The sequence below is a fragment of the Rudanella lutea DSM 19387 genome, assembly GCF_000383955.1.
Classification (GTDB): Bacteria; Bacteroidota; Bacteroidia; order Cytophagales; family Spirosomataceae; genus Rudanella; species Rudanella lutea.
The window spans coordinates 2,116,836-2,134,632 of the sequence record NZ_KB913013.1 but is presented as its reverse complement, the minus strand read 5'-3'; the positions used below and the strand labels follow the sequence as shown (position 1 = coordinate 2,134,632).

The window sequence follows — 17,797 nt, the reverse complement described above, 5'->3', positions numbered from 1 at the left end:
TAATGCGTAAAAAACCAGACGCTGTACACGGCATATTGTGCATTACTCTTTTGTAAGGTCATGACCCAATCGCGCATTCGATGGTGAACAGGGCTACCGAGTCGGCTACGAGGGTAACCGGTGGCGCGGTGGGCTGCTGGGCCTGAGCGGTGAGGGTAAAGAGGAGCAGGAGAATGGAAGGTAGCGTTCGTTGCATGGTTTTGGTGGCTAGATTATTCCACTAACTTTCATAATTGATGTAAAAGTCAACTTTTTCCTTTAGATGGTTAAGCAAAAAGTTTTGATTAGTCAGGTTTTCGTTTGGCGACCCAAGTCTACATACCGAAACCCCGGCGGGCTTCTTCTAAAAGGCGAGAGTTAAGCAAAGGGCTAGCCCCTTCTTTTCATCATAAATTCAAGGCGGGCTAGCTCTTACGAAACTACCCCGCCTTGGCATAATCAGTTTATGGAAACTTACAGCTTAGTCAGTATCTGTTTCAGCTTAGAAATGTCCTCCGGTAATGTTGAATTTTCCAGGCGAGAAATTTCATGCTCCATAATTCCCACTATAAAGTCCTTTTTAAAGTCCCCATTCACACGTATTTCTTTCCTATTTTGAAGACTATTTTTAATCGCTGCTATTGCTTTTTGATTTGATACAAGTCGTTGTTCTGCATCATGTAGTACAAGGCGCGTTTCTTGTTCAAGGCGCGTCTGGTCAATGTGACCATTGAGTTTAGATAACCCTTTAGCAAGGGTACTGAAATCTAATGTTTTAGACATTCGTAGCTGGTCAACATAGTAATAGATTAAATCATAATCTGTTTGATTTAACAGGTTATACTGATTTAGCATTACCCGTGCATAGCGCTGTTGAAACAAAGGAATGACCTTATCACCTTTATGTTGATCCAAAAAGGCAGTGTACCGCTTATGGGCTTCCTCTACAGATATAGCTGGCTGACTATTCTCAAGAGGAATGGGTATTGTTGCAATTTCTGACAAGTGCTCTTGTAACGCTTCATTCTCCAAAGCAGCAACCTTCATTTGAGCAGCAGAGAGCTTAGAATTAGAAGGGTTGACTCCCGGAAGATTTAAAGGAATCGCATCAGCTACGAGTGGTTTGTTCGATGTTATCCCTGAAGAAAACCTATCACTTGAAACGTTTTCTTGCTCAGTAATCCCACAGCTTGATAATGTGAGGGCAACACAGCTAATTATTATGTACTTTTTCATGATAAGTCAGTTTAGCTTGGATTAATGGATGAATTACAGCCAGCAGCATACTGGACTTCAGCAATAGTAACGTAGTACGATACTGTAGATGAATACACCCCGTTTATATAGTAAGCGTAGGTTACTAATGCTAATCCTGATGTCCGTGCGCAGCAGTCTGTATCTTCGACGACCCACTTGATTATTGCTACACCCGCAAGCGTACCATCATCAAAATGTCCTGTTCCTGTACATTCGTTTGCTTTCCCAAAACTTGTAGTTATACCCATAACTAAAGCTAGCCCTACTAAGAAGGCTCTCGCAATTTTTGTGTAAATGATTTGCATTAGTGGATAGAATATTTGTGTGAAGAATGGCATCTAACGCTCCCTCTCCAGAGTTCAAGGAGGTTAGATCTTCTCAAATGTAAAACATATTTATAGTTTTGTTAAAACATATGTATACTTTGATTGTCAATCTATTAAACGGCTGCTTTTTATTTGTATAATACTGTTGCTCATAGTGTTCAGGGCTTTTGTAGTCCAGCGACGACCGGGCTGCCTACGTACCTAATTGTAGTAACCTTCAATGTAGGCTAACACTTCGGTTCGGACATCTTCAGCACTCAAAAATACTCCGTCTTTGAGCAATTCAGCTTTTAGACGGCCCCATAGTGACTCAGCGTAAGCATTGTCATATGGATCGTCTGCCCAGATACAGGCCCCGCTGCCGCCCGTGATTGATGAGGAGATTGTGTCGCAGTTGCGCGATCTGGGTGGTCAGGAACTGGTGGATGAGATTATGGGTGAGTTTGTGACGGAGGCTACCGAGTTGGTCAACGGGGCCAACGATGCCTTTGCGCTCGGCGACATTCCGACGGTGAAGAGTCACCTGCACACGCTCAAAGGCAGTGCGGGCACTATTGGCGTGTCGCGGGTGGCTCACATTGCCCGCGAGGCCGAGGGTAAGCTCAAATTAAGCGATACCAGCCACCTGGCCGAAGAGCTTCAGGCGCTGACCAGAGCCTTTGAGGAGTTTTTGCTGACGCGTAAGGGGTAATGAGGAATGCACAGTGTGTAATGTATGATGCGTAAAGATTATGACCAAAGCCCACATTAACCCGATGCCGGGGTTCTTCGATCGGTACATTAAGCTGGCACCTGATGGGGAACTGAACGATGCGTTGGCGGCCGGTGCCCGGCTCGAAACGCTATTGCCTGCCCAAACGCTCGAAAACCTGGGCGATTACCGGTACGCACCCGGTAAATGGACGGTCAAAGATATTGTTCAGCACCTGATTGATACCGAGCGGATTATGGCGTACCGAGCCTTACGGTTTGCTCGCAACGATCAAACCCGGTTGCCAGGCTTTGAAGAAGACGATTTTGCGCAGTACGCCCAGGCGTCGCGCCGGTCGCTGACCGATCTGTACGACGAATACGCGCTGCAACGGCAGTCGACACGGGCGTTATTTCGGAGTTTCGATGCCGGGATGCTACAGCGTACGGGCATCTGTTTCAACCAGACTATCTCGGTTCTGGCGTTAGGGTTTGTGCTGGTTGGCCACCCAATACACCACGCCCGGGTGATTCAGGAGCGGTATGTGCCGGGTGTACAAAAATAGCCGGTTGCCGCACGGGTTCTTATCCGTGCGGCAACCGGCCAAAAACTCGTCAGTGATTAATCGCGAACCGGAAACTGTTGCAACTGTTCATCGAGCGTCACAATGGCTTCCTGAAGTTGCGTAGAGTCGGGCGAAAGAGTCAGATAAAACGCTTGCTGATCGGTCGGTTGCCAGCCGGGCTGAGCCTCGTGCGAGAGCTTGAGCCGTAAGTCGTACCCATCGGTACCGCCCGAAAAATCGCTGAAACTGATTTCGGGTTCCACAAACGTAATCCGGCGGGATTGGTGCTGATGGGCCGCTACCGACGACATCCAGTCGCGGAGAAGTTCGAGCTCCCAGGTCGAGAGCACAGGTACCGCCTGCGACCATTCGTGGTTCTGGTGCCGGGTTCGGATGTGTACCAGCAAGCCGTTGCGCTCCAGAAACCGGGGCGAATCGCTGTATTCGTAGTCTAATACAGCCAGTTCAAATGAGCCCGTGGGGCCGGTGAGTGTCATAGGTTTCATACGGAAAGAGAGGTAGGTTACACGATGAATGAGCAGGGCAATACGATAAGATAAGGGCCGCCTGCTCGGAGCCCCACCGCGCTTCAGAAGATAGTGCAGATTAAAATCTGTCGACTGGAATAGTAAATATACGGAATAACTTCCTGATTTTCTGTGAGCGTCACATTAAATTTTGCCCATCCGGAGTGGGTGTAACGGAGACCGCTAAACGCCCGTAATTTTTTACGTTAAGCGATTTATCCGTAATTTCACACCGAATCAATTGCCAACTCCGGTTTCCCCATGTCAGCCAAGCGCGTTCTGATTGCCGAAGACAGTTCTGTCATTCAAAACTTAGCTCGTAAAATTTTAGAGTTCCAGAATTACGACATCACCTCGGTCAAAAATGGCGAGCAGGTGCTTCAGATTCTGGCCAAGGAAGACTTTAACATCCTGTTGCTGGACATTAACATGCCCGTTATGGATGGTATGGAATGCGTGCGGCAGGTGCGGGCGTTGTCCGACAAAACCAAAGCCGACGTACCCATTGTGGCCATTACCGGCAACGCCAAAAATTACACCGAAGAAGAATTCAAAACGGCTGGTTTCAACGATGTCCTCGTTAAGCCTCTCAACTTTGACCGGTTGGTAGAGGTGGTGAATCAGCTAACGGATAAGTAATAAAGTAGTTAGGAGGTAGTAGTGAGGAGTGAGGAGTTGCTGACGCGTAAGCAGTATTGGGCGTCAGCAACTCCTCACTCCTCACTACTACCTCCTGTCTCCTCCTTCTTTATGCTCATCACCCTCCTCGGAACGGGCACATCGTCGGGTGTGCCGATGATTGGTTGTACGTGTGCTGTATGCCGGTCGCTCGACTTCCGCGACAAGCGTCTGCGTACATCGGCCCATATCGCGGTGGAGGGAAAGAGCCTGTTGATCGACACCGGCCCCGATCTGCGGCAACAGGTACTCCGGCTGGGCCTGACCCAGCTCGACGCCGTCCTGTTTACCCACGAGCACAAAGACCATACGGCCGGTATGGACGAGGTGCGGGCGTTTAACTTCCGGCAGGGCGAAGAAATTCCGGTGTACGCCCGCGAACAGGTGCTCAATCAGCTCCGGCGCGAATTTGCCTACGTCTTTGCCGATTTTAAGTACCCCGGCGTGCCGCGCGTACAAACCCACGAAATCACCAACGAACCTTTCGAAGCCGCTGGCATTCGGATTACACCGATTGAGGTGTGGCACCATAAATTGCCGGTTTATGGGTTCCGAATCGGGGATTTCACGTATCTCACCGACCTGAACGGTATTACCGACGATGAGCTAGACAAAGTGCGCGGTACCCGTGTGCTGGTGCTCGACGCCCTCCGGCGGGAGCCACATCTGTCGCATTTTACGCTTCAGCAAGCCATCGACCTCGTCGAGCGCGTGCGCCCCGAGCGAACCTACCTGACGCACATCAGCCACCAAATGGGCCTTCACCGCGAGGTGGAGAAAGAGCTGCCGCCCTACATCCGGCTGGGGTATGATGGCTTGCAGATAAGGGTTTAGTTTTTGGTTTTTAGTTCCTGGTTTTTGTAAGTCGTTGTGCTGTCGGTTATTATCTGGTAAAAACGATAAATGATTTCACCAGACACCTGCACAGACGTTGCCCCCCTTTTCCCTTTCCTCCTTCCTCCCCCTTCCAAACCCTTTTCCTCAACAGTCCGTTTACCGGGTATGACAACCACCCGCATAAAACCCACCCGTGCTTTTACCGCTGAATGGCTCGAACGGTACCGACAAATAGGTGACCCTCCGGCCGATGCTGTCGTGTCCGAAGTGGTGGCGCAGGGCGGTCGCGAGGGAGTGAGCCAACTGATGCGTTGGCTGGGTAATACGAGCCAACTGGCCCCCACCGATCAGCTGCCTGTCGTACAACAGTTTTTTGCCGATCACGGCACCATGCCCGTCTGGGCCGACACGGCTCGTATGCAGCGGGGAATGGCCTTTTTCAAAAAGCACGAAGGGGCCATTGGGTTGGCGTTGGGGACGCTGTCGTTGCCGTACACCTATCTGGGCGCCAATGGCGTGCAGGTGCTCTGGCTCACCGAACGGATCAAAACCGATACGGCCCGCCGGTTGCAGGAAACCGGCGAATGGGTATTTGCCGTGAACAATCCCAAAAACTGGGTATCGTCAGCGGGCACTCCGTCGGCCATTTTGTACACCCTCAAAATTCGGCTCATTCACGCGGCTTCGCGCTGGTTTGCCGGGCATACTGGTCGTTGGAATGATGCCTGGGGAACGCCTATCTGTCAGGAAGATATGGTGGGTACCATTGGGGCGTTTGGGTACATCGTGCTGCGCGGATTGCGCAAGATGGGTGTCTCCATGACCGATCAGGAAGAAGAAGACTATCTGCACCATATCAACGTAGTGGGCCATTTCAACGGGGTAGCCTATGAGCTGTTACCTCAGAATATGCGGGAGGCCTACCATCTGGATGCATTGATCGCACGTCGACAGTTTGCTCCGTCCGAAGCGGGTCGGGGGCTCACCAAATCGTTGCTCGAAGCCATTGTTACCATCAGTGGGAATCCGGCAGCCCGGAACCTGGCAGCCGCTCAAATGCGTTTCTTCCTGGGCGACGCCCATGCCGATGCGCTGGGACTGCCGGCGGTGCCGCTCGAACAGGGGCTCATCAACGTGGTGAATCGGCTGCCTATTTTTCCAAAATTGATAACCAAGTAGTTTTTAGTTTACAGGTTTGGGTTAGCTGCCGCGAGGGGGCCAACGTCAAGCCCTGCAACGGACCCAAGGGCCCGGAGAGGGACCTGGTAGCTCTACGGGTTAAACTGAAAACGGAAGACGTTTATGCAACAATTTGAACCCATTGCGGCACTGGCTACGGCCCCCGGTATTGGTGCGATTGCCGTGGTGCGGGTGTCGGGCGAAGGGACTATCGAGATCACCAACCGAATTTTCAAGGGGAAAGACCTGAGCACCCAACCGAGCCATACGGCACATTTCGGTACGCTCCGGCAACCCGACGGCACTATCATCGACGAGGTGCTGGTGACGGTATTTCGGGCGCCTACGTCGTTCACTAAAGAAGACGTAGTCGAGATTTCGTGTCACGGTTCTGATTATATCATCCGGCAGATTCTGACCCGGCTCACCCGCGAGGGCGTTCGGCTGGCGCGGCCCGGTGAGTTTACGCAGCGGGCCTTCCTGAACGGTCAATTTGATCTGGTACAGGCCGAAGCTGTGGCCGACCTGATTGCGGCCGACTCCGAAGCGAGTCACCGCTCGGCCCTGAGTCAGCTGCGGGGTGGTTTCTCCCGAAAACTAAAGGACCTGCGGCAGCAACTCATCGATTTTGTGGCTCTGGTGGAGCTGGAGCTGGATTTTGGCGAAGAGGATGTCCAGTTTGCCCGGCGCGACCAACTGCGTAGCCTGATGGTGGATGTCCGGCGGGTGCTGCACCCCTTGATCGAGTCGTTTTCGGTAGGAAATGCGGTGAAAAACGGCGTGCCTACGGTGATTGTGGGTAAGCCCAACGCGGGCAAATCGACCCTGCTCAACGCCTTGCTGGACGAAGAAAAAGCGATTGTGTCGGATATTCCGGGTACTACCCGCGACGTAATCGAAGACGAACTGTTTATCGACGGAATCCGGTTCCGGCTTATCGACACGGCGGGTCTGCGGCACACCACCGACACCATCGAGGCTATTGGTGTGGAGCGCACCCGGCAGCAGATGGAGAAGGCTTCGGTGGTGGTGTACCTCTTCGACGGGGCCGAGACTACCCCCGGCGAACTGCGCCGGACCATGGCCGAGCTGGAGGAAGCTGGTAAGCCCTATCTGTTGGTGGGCAACAAGGCCGACCTTACGCTTGATTCGGGTCGGCAAACCCTCGACGATATTGCCGGAAAAGGGAAAATAATCTGGATTTCGGCCCGCGACCAGCGTATCGACGACCTCAAAGCCGCTCTTTCGCTGCGCGTTCGTACCGACTCGGCCGTGCAGACCGACGGTGCATTGATCACCAACGCCCGGCACCTCGAACACCTCACCGCTACCGACGACGCGCTTGCCCGCGCAATCAACGGCCTCGATGCGGGCGTGACCGCCGATTGGCTCGCTATGGATCTGCGCGTAGCCCTGCGCCACCTCGGCGAACTGACTGGTGAAATCACGACCGACGACCTGCTCGACTCTATTTTTGGCCGGTTCTGTATTGGTAAATAGTGGTTTTAGGCACTGCCTGGATTTTTGGAAATACGCTATATTTTCTATTCGGGTATGGTGGGTTTCGTTTAATGTACTAATATTATACCCTATGAGGTATAATATCGGATCTTGTGTCGCTTTATATACCTTATCGGGTATATTATGAAAACAGCAATAAGCTATTTTGTAAAGGAGCGCCGAAAACTATTTAAGCTGACACAGGAAGACCTGGCTCAGAAAGCGGGTGTTGGGCTACGCTTCGTGCGTGATCTGGAGCAGGGGAAGGCCAGTTTACGTCTCGATAAAGTCAATCAGGTATTGGGTTTATTCAACCATGAGGTGGGGCCGGTGCCAACTCGGTCTTCATTCGAATCAGAAAAGGAAATACCATGAGGCAGGCCAATGTGTACGTATTCAATCCGCCTATATTGGCGGGCCAACTGAAAGAAGCCGATGAAGGATACGTGTTTACATACGATGCCGACTATCTGGTAAGTGATGGTGCCATGCCTGTAAGTTTGACTTTACCACTTGCCGGTACGCCTTATCGTAGCACGATATTGTTTCCATTTTTCGATGGTTTGATTCCGGAAGGGTGGTTACTTGATATTGCTGAACAGAACTGGAAGTTACGGCCTAATGACCGTTTCGGTCTGCTGTTGGCCTGCTGTCGCGATTGTGTTGGAGCTGTAAGTATTGTTTCTGTTACCAGTGAGCCATGACACGTTGCTTAGCCTGTTACGAGCCGTTGGCTGTTGATGAAACTGATTTTCATGCAAAATGCAGTCGGAAAATGTTTGGCACTATACAGGTCCCTCTGTTGCCGTATTCGCTGGATACAATGCATGAACTAGCGGCAGAGATTGTTCGGCAGCGTGTAACCGTAACGGGCGTACAGCCAAAATTATCGCTTGATCTGCAACGACAGAAAGGGGTAGATCGCCTGACGTTGGTGGGACTTTGGGGGCAGTTTATTCTCAAGCCGCCCTACATCCCTTACCCGGAAATGCCCGAAGTCGAAGATCTGACTATGCATTTGGCGGCCCACTTTGGTATTGAGACTGTGCCCCACGCGTTAATTCGGCTACAGACGGGAGAGCTGGCTTACCTGACCCGTCGTATCGACCGCGATAGGAAAGGCCGTAAGTATGCTATGGAAGATTTCTGTCAGTTGGCTGAAAAAATTACCGCTGATAAGTATAAGGGTTCTATGGAACTTGTTGGACGATTGGTAAAGAAACACAGTACACAGGCTGGATTAGATGCGCTGACGTTGTTTGAGGTGACGGTGTTTTGCTTTCTAACGGGCAATGCCGATATGCATTTGAAAAATTTTTCGCTTTGGCAGAAAAATGGTTTTATAGCCCTTACGCCAGCCTACGATCTGTTGGCTACAAAGTTACTGTTGCCATCTGACTCCGAAGAACTTGCTTTGTCGATGAATGGGCGAAAGAGCCGTTTTCAACTAAGCGACTGGCACGCCTTTGCCAATTATCTATGCCTCACTGAACGGCAGCAGAGTAACATTTTTGCGCGCTTCGAAAAACGCATCCCCGAAAGTTTTGAGTGGATAGATAAAAGTTTTCTTAGTGCCCAAATGAAAACAGCCTATAAGGACTTGCTCCGCGACCGGGCCGGCCGTTTGGGGCTTACCGCATAACCCCCCTTTTTACCTTGCCTATCGGGTTTCCGACATGAGCCGGATGTTGGTCATCACGAAGCCACTTTGGGGGTGTGTCGGCTTACGCGAAAGGCTGAAGTGGAGGTTCTGAGGGGGCACCTCGTAGGTGATCTGGCGAGTCAGAAAACGGAGCGCGAGCTTGATAGCTTCCAGGGTAATGGCCTCGCCCGGGTACCGGTGCCCGCCCAGATAATCGCCCCCTCCGGGCGGAGTCAGATTGAACGGGGTAGGGGCATATTCGGCAAACTCCTGCCACGCCCCGGTCATGGGCGCAACGGGGTAATTCCGGCGTACCTCGTCGGCAAACCAACCCAATTCTGTATCAGTAGCGGTTTGTAGGCGTTGTCGCCAGGTCGGGTGTTCGTGCAGGGCGAGAGCTGCAAACGTGATATACCACGAGATAGCCACCGTGGGCCGCATCAGGTTGATCAGCTCAACCCCGGCGAGTTGTGCAGGCAGATGCCGCATCTTACCCTGTTCATTCGGTTCGCGGTGGGTAGCTATCCGGTGCGCGGGCGAGTCGGTAGCTACCAGCTGATTGCCCTTTCGAACCTGCTCAACAAAATGCCGGGCCCAGCGCTCGGTTTGGTAGCGTGCCCACCGCCCACGCAGGTGACGGAGCCCTACGCCCCCAAACGCATCAATCATCCGGGCCATGTCGCGGCTTCGGCGAGCCACCTCGCGGTTGGGCAGCGGAATCCCGACCCAATCGCAGGCTGCCCGACAAAGTAACTGCTGGGTTTCTTGCATCAGAACCACAGGTTCGTGGGTACGAGCCCAGCGTTTGGTAGCCGTTTGCCAACCGTCGGCCATGTGTTTCAGGAGCACCCGGATACTGTCAGGGGCCAGAATCGCCATGAACAACTGTTTGCGCTGCCGGTGCTGCTCATCGTCGAGCGTCGGGGCACTTTGTTCGCCCAGCAGGGGATGCTGGATGGCACCTTTCCGGACGAACCGGGAGGTGTCGTAACACAGGCGCGTACCCTCTTCGCCCGTCGGGTAGATGGCGGGTTGGAACAGGAAACGGATGCTGAACACATCGGAATGATGGTGTTGGCAGCGCTTTTGGATAAACCGAAAGCCGTCGCGGATCAGAGCTATTGAACTATCAATGCTCTTTTCACGGGGAATCGTTGCCATGGGCTGTATGGAAACTGAGCGTCGTTTTTGGAAAGAGAGGCCGCCGGGGCCGGGTGGCAACCGGTGGCTATTTGTTTAACTGATCTATAGAGTGAATCGGTACTAAAAAAGACATTAGCTGAGCCAACGGTCCCACGGGATAGGAAAATACAGAACAATGTTTAACCATTTGTTAGCCAGCTAGTTGTCAAGATAGAGTATTTGGAATGCTCCGTACTGGACATTCGGAGTCGATTGTTGGTCGGCTGCTAAAACGGCGCAGAGGCCGGACCGTTGCCTCATTCGGGCATTGGGGTTGTGTGTGATTGGACGTCGGTGGGCGGTTGTTTGCTATGAACGGGCGGGCTTCGGAGTCAGCTTTACAACCGTTCGATGCACTTACTTTTTCACCTTACGTAAATCGAAAGACGTCATGACAACAATGGACGAATTCATGGAGCACACCATTCAGGATCTGTACTCCGCCGAACAGCAGGCACTGGAAGCCATGCCCCAATTGGCCGAGCGGGTTCAAAACGACAAGCTTCGGCAGGCATTTACCACCCACATGCGCGAAACGGAGCAGCAGCTTCAACGACTGGAGCAGATTGCCCAGCAGTTGGGTATCGAGCCTGAGGGCGAGGTGTGCCTGGCCATGCAGGGACTCATTGAAGAGGCACAGGACCTGATTGATCAGCTCGAAGATGGCGAACTGGCCGATGCCGCCATTATTGGCGCTGCCCAGAAAATGGAGCATTACGAAATAGCCAGCTACGGCACCGCCCGGACCCTGGCGCAGCAAGCCGGGCAGCAGCAGGTTGCCGAACTACTGGAGCAAACGCTCAACGAAGAGAAAGCAACCGACGAAAAGCTGACGGTGATTGCTACGAGTGGGGTGAACCAGCAGGCCGCCCAGAAATAGTTATCCGGTTGGTTGGGCAGGGGGCTCGCTCAAATACGGCCGCCCACCCAACCAACCGGGCCCTTTTAGACCACATCTATGCACACACACGTACCGACCTTCGCTACCAACGCTCAGCCACTGGCGTTGTGGGGTGGCCTCGAATGCACCGTCAATCGGGTAGGCGACCAGTATGGCGATCAGGTTGTCCGAACCGGGCATCACGACCGACTCGACGATCTGGGGAAACTGGCCGATCTGGGTCTCCGTACGTTGCGCTACCCCATCTTGTGGGAACGCACCGCCCCGCACCACCCCGACCAACCCGACTGGCGCTGGGCCGACCAACGGTTGCACCGCTTGCGCAAGCTCCGGATTCGGCCCATTGTAGGGCTGGTGCATCACGGCTGCGGGCCCCGGTACGCTACGTTTGAACAGACGGCGTTTGAACGGCACCTGCCCCGGTACGCCCGGCAAGTAGCCGAACGGTATCCGTGGGTAGATGCGTACACACCCATCAATGAGCCGCTGACAACGGCCCGGTTTTCGGGGCTTTACGGATTTTGGTATCCGCACGGGCAGTCGGATCGGCTGTTTGTCGATCTGTTGCTGCGGCAGTGCCGGGCCACGGTGCGGGCCATGCGCGAAATTCGGCAGGTACGGCCCGATGCCCAACTGGTGCAGACCGACGATCTCGGCTACACGCACGCTTCGCCCGCGTTTGGGTATCAGGCCGATTTTGAGAACGAACGGCGTTGGCTGGCGTGGGATTTGCTGAGTGGCCGCGTCACCCCCGGCCATGCGCTGTGGAATTACCTCCGCCGGTCGGGGGCAACGGAAGGGCACCTTTGGTTCCATGTCGAAAATCCCTGCCCACCCTCAGTAATTGGGGTCAACCATTACGTGACGAGTGAGCGCTACCTGTTTCCCGACCGCAACTCACCTACTGGCTACGGTGATACCGAGGTGGTTCGGGCCGCCCCTGAGCAACGCCTGGGTCTTGGCAATCTGTTGGTACAGGCGTGGGAGCGGTACCAACGCCCTATAGCCGTAACGGAGGCTCATCTGGGCTGCACCGTCGATGAACAGATGCGTTGGCTGGCCGAAAGCTGGCAACAGGCCGAGTGGGCCCGTCGGCAGGGAGCCGATATACGGGCCGTGACCGCCTGGGCTTTGTTTGGCCTCTACGACTGGCATTGCCTGCTTACCCGCTGCGAAAACCGCTACGAACCGGGTGTTTTCCATGTGGCCGATGGCCAACCGCAACACACCGACCTGAGCCGTATGGTGCAGCAACTGGCCCAAGGTACTCCCGTCGAACAACTGGCCCCCGCTGGTCTGGGCTGGTGGCAGGTCGAAGAAATTGAGAGTCTGATTTGAAACCGAAACTGATCTATGAACGAGCAACTTGAAGTCGTTGCCGAGGGCGGTGGTCGGTGGGAAGAAAAACAGGCCGACGAATGGCTATTCGGTCAAACAACCGACCGCCGTCAAATTGGCGTGAGCTTTTTGGCCGATGGCCGGGCGCAGGTTATGGTGTGGGCACCCCGTGCCCGTTGGGTCGATTTGGCCATTGAAGGAAACCCCGATTCCCTGCCCCTCGATAAAGAAAAGTTTGGGTACTGGTGCCTCACTACCGATCAGCTCCGACCCGGCGACCGCTATCGGTTTGTGCTGCACGGCCCCGAAGGCACTCCGCCCCTGTACCGACCCGACCCGGCTTCGCTGGCGCAGCCCGAGGGGGTACACGGCCCCTCGCAGGCGGTAGATACCCGTCAGTTTTACTGGGAAGATGCCTGTTGGGTCAATCCGCCCCTGTCGTCGTACCTGATCTACGAAATTCATACGGGCACGTTTACGCCCGAAGGCACGTTTGCAGGCATCGAGCAAAAACTCGATTACCTCAAAGCGTTGGGTGTCAATGCGATTGAGATTATGCCGATTGCTGAGTTTCCGGGTAATCGTAATTGGGGCTACGATGGCGTGCTGGGCTTCGCAGCGCATCATGCCTACGGGGGGGCTAAGGCCCTGCACCATCTGGTCAATGCCTGCCACTACCGGGGAATGGCCGTGGTACTCGACGTAGTGTACAACCATTTCGGGCCGGAGGGCAATTACCTCGATGACTTTGGCCCGTACCTCACCGATCAGTACCAGACGCCCTGGGGTAAGGCCGTTAATTTCGACGATGCCTGGTGCGATGGGGTCCGGCGGTATGTGATCGAAAATGCACTTATGTGGCTGCGCGATTTTCATATCGACGCCCTGCGGCTTGATGCCGTGCACGCGATTAAAGACTTTGGCCCGGTGCATATTCTGCGCGAACTCCGGCAGCATGTCGATGCGCTCACGGCTAGTACCGGCCGCACCCATTACCTGATTGTAGAGAGCGATCTCAACGACCCCCGTGTGATTAGCCCATTGGCTGAGCAGGGCTACGGAATGGATGCGCAGTGGGTCGACGAGTTTCATCACGCCCTGCGCGTAACCGGGGGCGGGGAGCGAACCGGCTACTACGCCGATTTTCAGAAAATTTATCACCTCTCCAAATCATATATTGACGCCTACGCCTACGACGGGCAGTTTTCGGCGGTGCGACAAAAGCGGTTTGGCCTCCGGGCCGACCGTAACCCAGGCCATCAGTTTATCGTGTTTTCGCAAAATCACGATCAGGTTGGCAACCGAAAAGGTGGCGAACGGTCGAGTCAGTTGTTTAGCTTCGACATGCTCAAACTGATGGCCGGGGCCGTGCTGGTGAGTCCGTTTATCCCGATGCTGTTTATGGGCGAGGAATGGGGCGAAACAAATCCGTTCTTCTACTTCGTGCACCACTCTGATCCGGCGCTTATTCGGGCCGTGCAGGAGGGGCGCCAGAAAGAGTTTGAGGCTTTTTACGATGGCGGTCAGATGCCCGACCCCCAAAGCCAGAGCACGTTTCGGCAGAGCAGCCTACAGTGGAGCCTGCCTACGCAGGAGCCGCACCAGACCCTACTGCGGTATTATCAGTGCCTCATTGCTATTCGGAAACAACTGCCGGCTCTGCATCACCTGAGTCGGCGGCATTTGCGGGCCATGCCCGACGAGGCCAATCAGACCCTGGTGTTGCACCGCTGGCATACCGAGACCCACGTGCTCTGTCTGATGAATTTCTCGAAGGAGATCCGTTTGATTGCGCTGCCCGATGGCGAGCACCGCTGGCAAAAACTATTCGACTCATCGGCCGAGGAGTGGCAGGGGCTGGACCAAGCCGGTCCGAGTCCCTCGCCCGAGAGCGTGGTTTCGGGCGAGGCAATACCCGTGCGGCCTGAGTCGATGGTACTCTACGGCCGGGGTCATGAGCGGTTGCATCTGGCGATGCACACTTTCTATAGCTACTCAACACGATGAACTTTACGCTCAGAATCTGGCGACAGAAAAACGCCAATACCCCCGGCAAATTTGTGTCGTACGCCGTGAACGATGTTTCGGCGGATATGTCGTTTCTGGAAACCCTCGATGTACTCAACGGGGCGCTTATCCGGCGGGGCGAAGACATCATTGCTTTCGATCACGACTGCCGCGAGGGCATCTGTGGTTCCTGCTCGCTCTACGTCAACGGTCGGCCGCACGGCCCCCAAACGGGTGGCGCGGTATGTATGCTGCATATGCGCTCGTTTCTCGACGACAGCACCATTGTGGTCGAACCCTGGCGGGCGCGGGCTTTCCCGATCATCAAAGACTTATCGACCGACCGCACGGCCTTCGACCGGATTGTGCAGGCGGGTGGGTACATCTCCGTGGGTACGGGCTCGGCCCCCGACGCCAACGAGATCGCCATTCCACGCGAAACCCAGGAGGCTTCGATGGATGCGGCTGCCTGTATTGCCTGTGGGGCCTGTGTGGCGGCCTGTAAAAACGCGTCGGCCATGCTGTTTGTGGGAGCGCAGGTGACCAAGTTTGCCTTATTGCCACAGGGGCAACCCGAACGCAAAAAACGGGCTGAGCGCATGGTGGCGCAGATGGACGCCGAGGGCTTCGGGGCGTGTTCGTTTACGGGTGCCTGCTCGGTAGAGTGCCCGGCTTCGATTCCGCTCGATGTGATTACCCGCCTGAACCGCGAGTACCTTGGGGCTAAGCTTACCTCCGAAAACGAGACCTAAACACCAGCCGCGACCACCATTCGGATTTCGCCAAACGACACCGAATTGTTTAGCCCAGCTCTGATTTCGCTTGTTTTCAACCCCTGGTTAGCTCGTACAAACGCCCGAATCCGGTCGATGGTGTCGGCCGCAACGAGCGACTCCACCGGCACCTGACCGGCTTTAATCGCCTGAGTGAGGTGGGTTTCGATAGTCGAGAGCGACAGCCCCCGTTTATCGGCAATGGCCTGGGGCGACAACCCGGTGAGTAACAGGCGGATGGTGGTTTCGTGCGTGGGCTCTTTATCGGCTTTGGCTGGTTTGGTGCCTGAGCGGGTTGTGCCTGTGCCACTCCGGTACGCGTCCAGAATCCGCATAATATCGGGGCCGATTTGCTTTACCTTGGTTTTGCCAAATCCTTTGATAGCCAGCAGCTCGGCCGTCGAGTTGGGTCGGGTTTTTACCAGTTCCACAATGGTCTTGGTAGGTAGCACCATGTAGCCGGTGGTGTTATGTTCGGCGGCCATTTCATCGCGCCAGCGCACCAGGGCCTTGTACAGATCGTCGCGGTTGCTGCCGCCCGATTCGGTAGCTTTTTCGAGCCGTTTGCGACTGGGTTTGAAGTCTAGTTCGGCATGGTTGCGGGCTTGCAGGTACCCGAGCGCATCGAACCCCTCGGCACACCGCTCAAAGCACTTCAGCTTCACAAACAGTTCGCGCTCCAGCTCGTCCATCACGTCGAGCAGAGCCTCCCGCACGGCTTTGTTGTCGGAGTCGGTCGGGGCCTGTTCGAGAGCCGGGAGCAGGTCGTTGGCCAGTAGCGGACCGAAGTAAGCGGCCGCCTTGCGTACCCGTTCCTGAAGCGCCTCGTTGGCTTCGGGGAGGGGTTCTTGTGCAAAATAATGGGGGAGTTGCTGCGCAAACCGGCGGCCAATGTCGCGGGCTTTGGGGCGTAGTTCGTTTTCGAGCGCTTCGAGGGCGGGCGCGAGTTCGTCGGAGAAACTGGCTCCGTGGGTGTTTACCTCGCGCCGACACCGGTACAGAAGCGTACTGGCATGTTCAAACGAAAAGAGCTCGTCCAGCAGTGTTTCCTGATTGAGCCGCTTGGCCTCGTGCAGGTGTTGCTCGGTGGGCGTTTGCTGCTGCACCTGTTCGTGAAAAACCTCCAGCGTTTGCTCAGTTTTGATGCTGCTCGACGGAATCGGCGTGCGGAGAACCAGCCCGTCGAGGGTTTTGCAGCGGCTCAGGGCCACGTACACCTGCCCGTGCGCAAAAGCCGCCGACGCATCGATAATGGCCCGCTCAAACGTAAGGCCCTGACTTTTGTGAATCGTGATGGCCCACGCCAGCCGGAGCGGGTATTGCGTAAAGGTGCCGATGACCTCGGCCGTAATTTCCTTGGTTGCCGGGTCGAGGGTGTAGCGAATGTTTTGCCACTCGGCAGGCGTCACCATGATAGTATCGCCGTCGGCCTGCCCCTCCACATAAATCACCCCGTCTTCCTCATCAATGCGGAGTACCCGCCCAATTTTGCCGTTGTAGTACAGTTTCTCGCGGGAGATGTCGTTTTTGATAAACATCACCTGCGCGCCCACTTTGAGCGTCAGCTCCGACTCAGTAGGGTAGGCCGAAGCCGGAAAATCGCCCGTGGTGGTGGCTTCAAACGCGTACTCCTGCCCCGGCAGTTCGGCGAGCCGGGTGCTGTTGATCTGTTGGGCCGTGTTGTTGTGGGTCGAGAGGGTAATGTAGCCCGCGTCGTCGGCCGGGCGGAAATCGGCAATGTACCGTTGGTTGAGGTCGGCCAACTGGGCGGAACTGATGGTTTTTTCCCGGATGGCGTTGAGCAGGGTGATAAACCGCTCGTCGGCTTGCCGGTAAATATGGGTCAGCTCGATACTCACGTACGGAATTTCGCGCAGGGCCCGGCTCCCGAAAAAGTAGCCCGTGTCGTAATAGGGGCGGAGCAAGGCCCAGTCGTCGTCGCGGATTACGGGCGGTAGCTGCTGCATATCGCCGATCATGAGCAGTTGGACCCCACCAAACGGTACGTTGGGGTTGCGGTACCGGCGCAGCACCTCATCAATTCCGTCTAGCACATCGGCCCGTACCATACTGATTTCGTCGATAATCAGGAGGTCGAGGGTGCGCAGCAGCCTGATTTTGTCGCGGTTGAATTTGCGGCCCTCGCGGGTGGTAGCACCGGGCGTGAGTGGCCCAAACGGCAGCTGAAACAGCGAGTGAATGGTAACACCCCCCGCGTTGATAGCGGCTACACCCGTTGGCGCCACAACGGCCAATCGCTTCACAGCCGCCCCTTTGATCTGGTGCAGGAACGTGGTTTTACCCGTGCCGGCTTTGCCCGTCAGAAACACGTTGTGGCGGGTATGAAGCACAAAATCAGTGGCAAGCAGGAGTTTTTCGTTGACGGGGGCAGGCATTCGTTTGGGTGTTCTGGAG

Annotated in this window: 19 protein-coding genes and 1 pseudogene; 13 read left to right on the top strand and 7 right to left on the bottom strand. The window is 55.0% G+C overall.

Annotated features, from left to right (window positions below):
• Window positions 1-58: 58 nt before the first annotated feature.
• The 4 genes from RUDLU_RS29665 to RUDLU_RS30600 all read right to left on the bottom strand — a co-directional run bounded on the left by RUDLU_RS29665 (window position 59) and on the right by RUDLU_RS30600 (window position 1,844).
• A complete protein-coding gene (locus RUDLU_RS29665; protein WP_019988022.1) occupies window positions 59-196 on the bottom strand; it encodes a hypothetical protein in 138 nt (45 codons plus the stop codon).
• 257 nt (window positions 197-453) lie between these two features.
• Window positions 454-1,215, bottom strand: a complete 762-nt coding sequence (locus RUDLU_RS0108885) for a hypothetical protein (RefSeq protein ID WP_157580131.1) — start codon at window positions 1,213-1,215, stop codon at window positions 454-456.
• Window positions 1,216-1,226: 11 nt separating this feature from the next.
• The gene (locus RUDLU_RS29660; RefSeq protein ID WP_157580129.1) at window positions 1,227-1,541 is read right to left on the bottom strand and encodes a hypothetical protein; all 315 of its coding nucleotides are present in this window, start codon (window positions 1,539-1,541) and stop codon (window positions 1,227-1,229) included.
• A 222-nt stretch (window positions 1,542-1,763) separates the two neighbouring features.
• On the bottom strand, window positions 1,764-1,844 hold the full coding sequence (locus RUDLU_RS30600) for a hypothetical protein (RefSeq protein WP_394367382.1): 81 nt from the start codon (window positions 1,842-1,844) through the stop codon (window positions 1,764-1,766).
• A gap of 73 nt (window positions 1,845-1,917) precedes the next feature.
• Here RUDLU_RS30600 and RUDLU_RS0108880 point away from each other — a divergent pair.
• Window positions 1,918-2,253: pseudogene (locus tag RUDLU_RS0108880) on the top strand (Hpt domain-containing protein); the annotation flags it as partial.
• A gap of 40 nt (window positions 2,254-2,293) precedes the next feature.
• The gene (locus RUDLU_RS0108875; RefSeq protein WP_019988019.1) at window positions 2,294-2,818 is read left to right on the top strand and encodes a DinB family protein; all 525 of its coding nucleotides are present in this window, start codon (window positions 2,294-2,296) and stop codon (window positions 2,816-2,818) included.
• Window positions 2,819-2,874: 56 nt separating this feature from the next.
• On the opposite strand, the gene RUDLU_RS0108870 is transcribed toward RUDLU_RS0108875, so the two are convergent.
• Window positions 2,875-3,324 (bottom strand): WapI family immunity protein, encoded by a 450-nt coding sequence (locus tag RUDLU_RS0108870; RefSeq protein ID WP_019988018.1) that lies wholly within the window; start codon window positions 3,322-3,324, stop codon window positions 2,875-2,877.
• Between the two features lie 282 nt (window positions 3,325-3,606).
• Here RUDLU_RS0108870 and RUDLU_RS0108865 point away from each other — a divergent pair, with 282 nt between their 5' ends.
• The 7 genes from RUDLU_RS0108865 to RUDLU_RS0108835 all read left to right on the top strand — a co-directional run bounded on the left by RUDLU_RS0108865 (window position 3,607) and on the right by RUDLU_RS0108835 (window position 9,181).
• Window positions 3,607-3,984, top strand: coding sequence for a response regulator (locus RUDLU_RS0108865; RefSeq protein WP_019988017.1), 378 nt, complete (start codon window positions 3,607-3,609; stop codon window positions 3,982-3,984).
• A gap of 111 nt (window positions 3,985-4,095) precedes the next feature.
• The gene (locus RUDLU_RS0108860; RefSeq protein WP_019988016.1) at window positions 4,096-4,857 is read left to right on the top strand and encodes an MBL fold metallo-hydrolase; all 762 of its coding nucleotides are present in this window, start codon (window positions 4,096-4,098) and stop codon (window positions 4,855-4,857) included.
• Window positions 4,858-5,025: 168 nt separating this feature from the next.
• Window positions 5,026-6,039, top strand: a complete 1,014-nt coding sequence (locus RUDLU_RS0108855) for an oxygenase MpaB family protein (protein WP_019988015.1) — start codon at window positions 5,026-5,028, stop codon at window positions 6,037-6,039.
• Between the two features lie 123 nt (window positions 6,040-6,162).
• Window positions 6,163-7,539, top strand: a complete 1,377-nt coding sequence (mnmE, locus tag RUDLU_RS0108850; protein ID WP_019988014.1) for a tRNA uridine-5-carboxymethylaminomethyl(34) synthesis GTPase MnmE — start codon at window positions 6,163-6,165, stop codon at window positions 7,537-7,539.
• A 144-nt stretch (window positions 7,540-7,683) separates the two neighbouring features.
• Window positions 7,684-7,914 (top strand): helix-turn-helix transcriptional regulator, encoded by a 231-nt coding sequence (locus RUDLU_RS0108845; protein ID WP_019988013.1) that lies wholly within the window; start codon window positions 7,684-7,686, stop codon window positions 7,912-7,914.
• Window positions 7,911-8,243 carry a HipA N-terminal domain-containing protein gene (locus tag RUDLU_RS0108840; protein WP_019988012.1) on the top strand — a complete coding sequence of 111 codons (333 nt, stop codon included), beginning with the start codon at window positions 7,911-7,913 and terminating at the stop codon, window positions 8,241-8,243. Before RUDLU_RS0108845 ends, RUDLU_RS0108840 begins: the two co-directional genes overlap by 4 nt.
• Window positions 8,240-9,181: a HipA domain-containing protein gene (locus RUDLU_RS0108835; RefSeq protein ID WP_027302894.1), complete on the top strand. Its 942-nt coding sequence runs from the start codon at window positions 8,240-8,242 to the stop codon at window positions 9,179-9,181. The genes RUDLU_RS0108840 and RUDLU_RS0108835 overlap by 4 nt, the downstream gene beginning before the upstream one ends.
• An 18-nt stretch (window positions 9,182-9,199) precedes the next feature.
• On the opposite strand, the gene RUDLU_RS0108830 is transcribed toward RUDLU_RS0108835, so the two are convergent.
• Window positions 9,200-10,342 (bottom strand): cytochrome P450 family protein, encoded by a 1,143-nt coding sequence (locus tag RUDLU_RS0108830; RefSeq protein ID WP_019988010.1) that lies wholly within the window; start codon window positions 10,340-10,342, stop codon window positions 9,200-9,202.
• Window positions 10,343-10,763: 421 nt separating this feature from the next.
• Here RUDLU_RS0108830 and RUDLU_RS0108825 point away from each other — a divergent pair, with 421 nt between their 5' ends.
• The 4 genes from RUDLU_RS0108825 (at window position 10,764) to RUDLU_RS0108810 (ending at window position 15,361) form a co-directional block, all read left to right on the top strand.
• Window positions 10,764-11,243 carry a ferritin-like domain-containing protein gene (locus tag RUDLU_RS0108825; RefSeq protein WP_019988009.1) on the top strand — a complete coding sequence of 160 codons (480 nt, stop codon included), beginning with the start codon at window positions 10,764-10,766 and terminating at the stop codon, window positions 11,241-11,243.
• Between the two features lie 78 nt (window positions 11,244-11,321).
• Complete coding sequence (locus tag RUDLU_RS0108820; protein ID WP_019988008.1) at window positions 11,322-12,602, top strand: glycoside hydrolase family 1 protein; 1,281 nt, start codon at window positions 11,322-11,324, stop codon at window positions 12,600-12,602.
• Between the two features lie 15 nt (window positions 12,603-12,617).
• Complete coding sequence (gene treZ, locus RUDLU_RS0108815; protein WP_019988007.1) at window positions 12,618-14,609, top strand: malto-oligosyltrehalose trehalohydrolase; 1,992 nt, start codon at window positions 12,618-12,620, stop codon at window positions 14,607-14,609.
• The gene (locus RUDLU_RS0108810; RefSeq protein ID WP_019988006.1) at window positions 14,606-15,361 is read left to right on the top strand and encodes a succinate dehydrogenase/fumarate reductase iron-sulfur subunit; all 756 of its coding nucleotides are present in this window, start codon (window positions 14,606-14,608) and stop codon (window positions 15,359-15,361) included. Before treZ ends, RUDLU_RS0108810 begins: the two co-directional genes overlap by 4 nt.
• Here the strand turns inward: RUDLU_RS0108810 and RUDLU_RS0108805 are convergent.
• Window positions 15,358-17,778: a helix-turn-helix domain-containing protein gene (locus RUDLU_RS0108805; protein WP_019988005.1), complete on the bottom strand. Its 2,421-nt coding sequence runs from the start codon at window positions 17,776-17,778 to the stop codon at window positions 15,358-15,360. The two genes, RUDLU_RS0108810 and RUDLU_RS0108805, sit on opposite strands and share 4 nt — an antisense overlap.
• Window positions 17,779-17,797 lie beyond the last annotated feature (19 nt).

Excerpts from the sequence above, each read along its gene's own strand:
- RUDLU_RS29665 (WP_019988022.1), bottom strand. The coding sequence starts at position 196 with ATGCAACGAACGCTACCTTCCATTCTCCTGCTCCTCTTTACCCTCACC.
- RUDLU_RS0108885 (WP_157580131.1), bottom strand. The coding sequence starts at position 1,215 with ATGAAAAAGTACATAATAATTAGCTGTGTTGCCCTCACATTATCAAGC.
- RUDLU_RS29660 (WP_157580129.1), bottom strand. The coding sequence starts at position 1,541 with ATGCAAATCATTTACACAAAAATTGCGAGAGCCTTCTTAGTAGGGCTA.
- RUDLU_RS0108875 (WP_019988019.1), top strand. The coding sequence starts at position 2,294 with ATGACCAAAGCCCACATTAACCCGATGCCGGGGTTCTTCGATCGGTAC.
- RUDLU_RS0108870 (WP_019988018.1), bottom strand. The coding sequence starts at position 3,324 with ATGAAACCTATGACACTCACCGGCCCCACGGGCTCATTTGAACTGGCT.
- RUDLU_RS0108865 (WP_019988017.1), top strand. The coding sequence starts at position 3,607 with ATGTCAGCCAAGCGCGTTCTGATTGCCGAAGACAGTTCTGTCATTCAA.
- RUDLU_RS0108860 (WP_019988016.1), top strand. The coding sequence starts at position 4,096 with ATGCTCATCACCCTCCTCGGAACGGGCACATCGTCGGGTGTGCCGATG.
- RUDLU_RS0108855 (WP_019988015.1), top strand. The coding sequence starts at position 5,026 with ATGACAACCACCCGCATAAAACCCACCCGTGCTTTTACCGCTGAATGG.
- mnmE (WP_019988014.1), top strand. The coding sequence starts at position 6,163 with ATGCAACAATTTGAACCCATTGCGGCACTGGCTACGGCCCCCGGTATT.
- RUDLU_RS0108845 (WP_019988013.1), top strand. The coding sequence starts at position 7,684 with ATGAAAACAGCAATAAGCTATTTTGTAAAGGAGCGCCGAAAACTATTT.
- RUDLU_RS0108840 (WP_019988012.1), top strand. The coding sequence starts at position 7,911 with ATGAGGCAGGCCAATGTGTACGTATTCAATCCGCCTATATTGGCGGGC.
- RUDLU_RS0108835 (WP_027302894.1), top strand. The coding sequence starts at position 8,240 with ATGACACGTTGCTTAGCCTGTTACGAGCCGTTGGCTGTTGATGAAACT.
- RUDLU_RS0108830 (WP_019988010.1), bottom strand. The coding sequence starts at position 10,342 with ATGGCAACGATTCCCCGTGAAAAGAGCATTGATAGTTCAATAGCTCTG.
- RUDLU_RS0108825 (WP_019988009.1), top strand. The coding sequence starts at position 10,764 with ATGGACGAATTCATGGAGCACACCATTCAGGATCTGTACTCCGCCGAA.
- RUDLU_RS0108820 (WP_019988008.1), top strand. The coding sequence starts at position 11,322 with ATGCACACACACGTACCGACCTTCGCTACCAACGCTCAGCCACTGGCG.
- treZ (WP_019988007.1), top strand. The coding sequence starts at position 12,618 with ATGAACGAGCAACTTGAAGTCGTTGCCGAGGGCGGTGGTCGGTGGGAA.
- RUDLU_RS0108810 (WP_019988006.1), top strand. The coding sequence starts at position 14,606 with ATGAACTTTACGCTCAGAATCTGGCGACAGAAAAACGCCAATACCCCC.
- RUDLU_RS0108805 (WP_019988005.1), bottom strand. The coding sequence starts at position 17,778 with ATGCCTGCCCCCGTCAACGAAAAACTCCTGCTTGCCACTGATTTTGTG.